This is a genomic window from Streptacidiphilus anmyonensis (assembly GCF_000787855.1).
Taxonomy (GTDB): Bacteria; Actinomycetota; Actinomycetes; order Streptomycetales; family Streptomycetaceae; genus Streptacidiphilus; species Streptacidiphilus anmyonensis.
In genome coordinates this window covers 1-4,364 of record NZ_BBPQ01000090.1, presented here as the reverse complement: position 1 = coordinate 4,364, position 4,364 = coordinate 1, and the positions used below count along the sequence as shown (strand labels likewise).

The 4,364-nt window shown below is 76.3% G+C and carries 3 protein-coding genes; 1 reads left to right on the top strand and 2 read right to left on the bottom strand.

Going from position 1 to position 4,364, the window contains the following annotated elements; all coding sequences use genetic code 11:
• Positions 1-1,006, bottom strand: a 1,006-nt coding sequence (locus TR50_RS38500) for a serine/threonine-protein kinase (RefSeq protein ID WP_042433771.1), incomplete at its 3' end; no start/stop codon positions are given.
• Between the two features lie 182 nt (positions 1,007-1,188).
• Positions 1,189-3,165 (bottom strand): serine/threonine-protein kinase, encoded by a 1,977-nt coding sequence (locus TR50_RS38495; protein ID WP_042433770.1) that lies wholly within the window; start codon positions 3,163-3,165, stop codon positions 1,189-1,191.
• Between the two features lie 215 nt (positions 3,166-3,380).
• Here TR50_RS38495 and TR50_RS48300 point away from each other — a divergent pair.
• Positions 3,381-4,364: FHA domain-containing protein (locus TR50_RS48300; protein ID WP_236654767.1), on the top strand; the 984-nt coding region annotated here is incomplete at its 3' end.

The window sequence follows — 4,364 nt, the reverse complement described above, 5'->3', positions numbered from 1 at the left end:
GGTTGGTGTGGGTCTCCCGGCTGGAGTCGGGCGCGCTGCCCGGGACCAGCGGGACCGCCGAGCCGCGACGGCGGCGCGGCGGCGCGGCCTCCTCGTCCTCCGCCGCCTCGTCCTCGGCGTCGTAGCCGGGCAGCGGGGTGACGGCCGGGGCGTCTGGGTGGGCGATGTGCAGCGCGGGCAGCCCGGCCAGGCCGGGCAGCAGCTCCCGCAGGCCGGTGGCCAGCTCGGCGGCGCGCAGCCGGGAGGCGGGGGCCTTGGCGAGGCACTGGGCCAGCACCTTCCACAACGGCTCCGGCAGGCCGGGCAGCGGCGGAACGGACTCGGTGACGTGTCGGCGCAGCACCGCGCCGGTGTGGCCGCCGCCGAACGGCGTGAACCCGGCGAGCAGCTCGTACAGGACGGTGGCGAGGGCGTAGATGTCGACCGCGGCGCGCGGCTCGAGGCCCTCGATGATCTCGGGGGCGAGGTAGTCGGGCGTGCCGATGATCCGGGTCGCCCGGGTGCGGCGCGGGGCGTCGACGAGGCGGGCGATGCCGAAGTCGGACAGCTTGGCGCGCGGCGCGCCGCCGGGACCGGGGCTGGAGCCCTGGTCGAGCAGGATGTTCTCGGGCTTCACGTCGCGGTGGATGACGCCCTGGGCGTGGGCGGCGGCGAGCCCCTCGGCGACGTCGGCGACGACCGAGACGGCGGCCTGCGGCGTGAACGGGCCCTCGCGGTCCAGACGCGAGCGCAGGTCGCTGCCGTGGACCAGCTCCATGACCAGGGCGAGGTCGTCGCCGTCGACGACCAGGTCGCGGACCCCGACGACGCGGGGGTGGTCGAGGCTGGTGAGGACGGTGCGCTCCTGGACGAACCGTCCGACCAGGACCTGGTCGGACGCGAGGTCCTCGCGCAGGATCTTGATCGCGACCGGGCCCTCCGGGCCCTCCCCGAGCCACACGGTCCCGGCCGAGCCGCGGCCGATCACCGAGTGCGCGGTGTAGCGGCTACCGATCTTGCGTGCCAAGGCTGCTCCGTGCGCGATCTGGGGCTGGTTGTCAGGGCGGGGCCCCGGCGAAGTCCGGGGACGCGTGGCCGCGCCAGCGACCAAAGTACGCGGCCTGGAGCCGTTTGGGGGACAGCGGGTGGTGGACGGGCCGCTGGGAGTCGACAAATCGTCAATCCCGCGACCCGTTCCGCCGCTTTGAGTCAGTTCCCGCCCGAGGGGATGCTCGGAATGGACTTGCGCACCTTGTCCACCTGGTTCGCGGTGCTGGTGAGCTGGTGCCACCAGTGGGCGAGCTGGTTCCACCAGCCCTCGACGACGTTGACCGCGTGGTCGATCCAGCCGTGCAACGGCGAGAACTCCCACACCAGGAAGCCGACCACGACCAGGAAGATCAACACCTTCAGGCAGCCCATGCCGGGGATGCGCATCCGGCGGCGCGGACGCGGCGCCCGCTCCGGCCTGCGCTCCGGCGCGCGGTCGTAGTCGGGCTCGCGCTCCCGCTCCGGTGCGCGGCCCGCCGGCTCCGGACGCCGCGCGGGCTCGGGACGGCGCGCGGGCTGGGGGCGACGCTCCTCGTAGCCCCGCTCCGCGTAGTCGCGGCCCTCGTAGCCCCGCTGCTCGTAGCCGCGCTCGCGCGGCCGCTCCCGGTACGGCGGGGGCGCGACCGGGGGCTGCGCCTGACGACCGGCCTGCGGCCGACCGGGCGCGGGCTGCGGCGCGGACTGCGGCGGGCGCTGCGGCTGCGGCCGGTAGGGGGCGGGCGCGACCTGCGGCCCCGCGGCGAACGGGTCCTCGACCGGGAACCCGCCCATGGAGCCGATCTGCGTCTGCTCCGCGCGTTCCCGCGCCTGCCGCAGCTGCGACTCCCACGGGTGCGGACCGTCCACCGGGCTCGGCGCGCCGCCCTGCGGCATCGGCGGCATCACAGTGGTCCGGTCCGCGCCGGCCGTGCCGGGGCCGCTCTGCGGCAACACCGCGGTCGGGTCCGCGGCGCCGGCGGGCACCGCGCCGTAACCCGGCCGTCCGCCCGCGCTCTGCGGCAGGACCGCGGTCGGGTCCGCGGCGCCCGGGACGAAGCCCTGCGAGGCCAGCACCTGCGTCGGATCGGCCGCGCCGGGCACGCCGACGCCGCCCGCGGCCTTGCCGAGCAGGATCGTGCGGGCGTCCTCCAGCTGACCCGGCACCAGCGAGCCGCCGTCCATGCCCGAGGTGGACACCCCGCGCGGCACCGTCGCGTCGTCCGAGCCGGGGACGGACGGGTGGTGGCCGGGCGGCGACAGCAGCACGCCCACCGCGTTCGCGGCCTCGATCTCGGACGGGGTGGCGTGGACGCCGATGCCGGCCGCGACCGTGCGCAGCGCCGTGGCGAGCGTCACGGCCGTCGGGCGGCGCACCGGGTCCTTCGCCAGGCAGCGCTCCAGCACCGTCCACAGCGGCTCGGGCACCGAGACCGGGCGCTCCGGACGCTGCGACAGATGCGCCTGGAGGATCTGGATCGGGCCGTCCCCCTGGAACGGCGGCTGACCGGTCAGCAGCTCGTACAGCATGATCCCGGCGCCGTAGACGTCGACGGCGGAGGTCTGCTCGCGGCCCTCCGCGGACTCGGGCGCCACGTACGCCGGCGTACCGACGAACTCGGCGGTGCGGGTCAGCCCCGGGGAGTCGGCCAGACGGGCGATGCCGAAGTCGGTCAGCAGCGGGTGCATGGCCAGGCCGGTCTCGCTCTGCACCGTGGCCAGCAGCACGTTCGCGGGCTTCAGGTCGCGGTGGACGACGCCGTCGGCGTGGCTGGCCGCGAGCGCGTCGGCGATCTGCGCCATCAGCAGCGCGCCGGCCACCGGCGAGAGCGGGCCGTTGGCGCGCAGGTAGCGGTGCAGGTCGGGGCCGTCGACCAGGTCCATCACCAGGGCGAGCAGCTCGCCCTCGACCACCAGGTCCCGCACCCGCACGATGTTGGGGTGCACCAGGCGCAGCAGCACCGCGCGCTCGCGCAGGAAGCGCATCACCACGTCCGGGTCGGTGGCCAGCTCCTCCTTGAGGACCTTGATGGCCACGACGGACCCCGGGACGACCGGCGCGTTCTCCGCGTCCTCGCGCACCCGGGCACGCCACACCGTCCCGGTGGCGCCGCGCCCGAGCGGCTCCTCCAGCAGGTACTTACTGCCAACCGGCCGCACCCGTGCTCCTCGTCCTGCCTCAGCGCCGTCCGCCCGCGGGGGCTCGCGTTTTCGGCAACTCTAACGGCGTTCGAAGGACCGCGCCCTGCGCCGCGGTCCCGCGTCGACCGTTCCATTGATGCAGACGTGTCATCCCCGCGATACGTTCCGAAGATCATCCGATCGGGTGCCGTGCGCGAACTGTCCGCGGCAGATGGGAGGATGCATACGACACCGTGGCGACCACCATCGCGTGCGGGCTGGAAGGGGCAGGGCGCATGCAGATCCGGCTGACCGTGCTTGGGCCGCGCGAGAGCGCGCCGACGTCCGGAGCGTCGTCGGCGCATGCCGCCGCGCCCGCGGCCGACGTGCTGGTCAGCGCGCCGGTCGGCACCACGCTGGGCTCCGTCGCGGCCGCGCTCGCGGGCGCGGTGGGCGCGCGCCCCGGCGCCCGCGCGGGTCGCGCCGCGACGCACGTGCACCTCTACGCCCAGGGCCGCCGGCTCGACGAACGCGCCGTGCTCGGCCACCCGCCGCTGATCGACGGCGTGGTGCTGCGCCTCGACGCCCCCGACCCGGACGACGCCGCCGAGCCCGCGGGCTCCTCCGCCGCCCTGCACGTCGTGGCCGGTCCGGACGCGGGCGGCATCCACCTGCTGCACCCGGGCCGCGTCGTCGTCGGCCGCTCCGTCGAGGCGGACGTGCCGGTGGACGACCCGGACGTCTCCCGTTTCCACCTCGCCCTCGACGTCGCCGAGGACGGCCGGGTCACGGTCTCCGACTCCGGCTCGACCAACGGCACCGTCCTGGAGGGTTCCCCGGTCGGCGCGGAGCCCCGGGCGGTCGCGCCCGGGACGCTGATCGAGCTGGGCGAGAGCGCGCTGCGCGTCGTCCCGGCCGTCCCGGCGCAGCTCGGGCGGGCCGAGGTGGTGCCCGACGGCCAGGGGGCCGTGCACGTCTCCACCCGCGCCACGGGGTCCTCCGCGCGGCCCGCCGAGTGGGCGGCGTCCGCCCGGCTGGCGGGCCAGGTCGCCTCCGGCAGCGGCTCGCTCGGTTCGTTGCCCGAGTCCGGCGGCTCGCCGACACACGCCTCGAACGCCCTGGTCACGCACGGTCGGGGCTTCCGCGTCGGCGCCGAGCCCGAACCGGCCGAGCGACCGGGCGAGGGCGCGCGACGTGGCGAGGGCCGCGCCGGCCTGCTCAAGCAGGCGCTGGGCCGC